The 1213-nt window shown below is 50.5% G+C and carries 2 protein-coding genes; both read right to left on the bottom strand.

Features of this window, described 5'->3' with window-relative positions; translation table 11 throughout:
• Window positions 1-371 (bottom strand): YqaJ viral recombinase family protein (locus tag Q5Y71_RS16830; RefSeq protein WP_306043232.1); only part of this gene is annotated, 371 nt, incomplete at its 3' end.
• Window positions 368-1099, bottom strand: coding sequence for an ERF family protein (locus Q5Y71_RS16825; RefSeq protein WP_306043231.1), 732 nt, complete (start codon window positions 1097-1099; stop codon window positions 368-370). The genes Q5Y71_RS16825 and Q5Y71_RS16830, both read right to left, overlap by 4 nt.
• Window positions 1100-1213: the final 114 nt, after the last annotated feature.

Genomic DNA, 1213 nt, shown 5'->3' with positions numbered 1-1213 from the left:
TTGTACTCGCTACCGCCATCCTCACCGATTAGCCCATCGGCAGAGGCCCCGAATTTTCTATCGTCAGTTAGAACCAGCCCGGTTTGTTGGATGAATGTATCGATGTGATCCTCATGAGCTGCACGGGCCTCGGGCTCAAGCTCATTGCCTCGTTTCATTGCCCAGGTTTGAAAACCACCGTCCAGGGGTTCTCCGCTAATGCGCTCAACAGCTAAACGGAAGGCGTAGTCATGGGCTGCGGAGGTAAAATCGCCTTTGTTTTTTCCACTCTTGAGACGTTTCCGGATTTCACAGAAATTACTGGCGGTGACGGCTCCTGCGCGCTCGCGGCGCCACTCTTCGGATCCCTGCTCAACTTTGCAGATGATCATTGAACCGCTCCCTGTGCCTTGTTTTTGAGATAATTCATAGCACGAGGAAACCTTGCCGCTTCCAGTTGATGGATGCTGGAGATTCCTGCTGACTTGCAGAACATTTGTTCATCGTCCCCAGCCATCTTGATCGCATTGCGGATTTTTTGAATCTGATCAGGAGAAATAGAATTTCCAGCTTTTGGCGGCTCTCCGTCTGTATCATCTCCGGTACTGATATTCAGGAGAGCGCAAAGGGCATACCGTCTGCCATAGCTAACGGTTGAGCCTATGGCCTGTACGGCGTTCTTACTACCGCTGGTATCCAGGGGCAGAATTAGAGAAGTTTCTTGATGATGGCCATCTCTATGTGATAGGACAGCAGTAATTTTTACCCCGTTGTTGCCCTGATCAGTACGGAATGTCACGGCAAAACCGTGCTTTTGCAAGGTAGGGCGCACAGTCTCATTGATCTTTTCGAGTGGCGCATAGTTTGAGTTGTGCCCTTTGGCAGTTTCTGCAACTGTGGGCAGCTCGCTTTGCATTTGGGCCAGTGCAGCATTAAAAGCCTGTTCTGCATTGCGGTTCATGACCCACTCCTGCATATCTAGTAGGCGCTCCAGCTTGTCGATGTCGGCATCTGGGTTGCTCGCTACACGCTCAATAACAGCCATTACTTGAGCAGTTTCGGAGCCCACGATAGGTTGAGCTACTGGTGTTGATTCCTGTTTTACAAGTTGATTAGACATAAATATCCTCACACTCCCAGTTCACTTTTTGTTTAGCCGCTTCCCTCTGCGGCTCCTTGTCCGGCTGCGGGAAAGGGATAATTTCACCGCGTTTTGCTGCACCTAGTTCGTAGA

The organism is Microbulbifer sp. 2205BS26-8 (assembly GCF_030731025.1).
GTDB classification, from domain to species: Bacteria; Pseudomonadota; Gammaproteobacteria; order Pseudomonadales; family Cellvibrionaceae; genus Microbulbifer; species Microbulbifer spongiae.
Note: the sequence above shows the minus strand (reverse complement) of the source record. Positions and strands in the feature narration are given on the sequence as shown.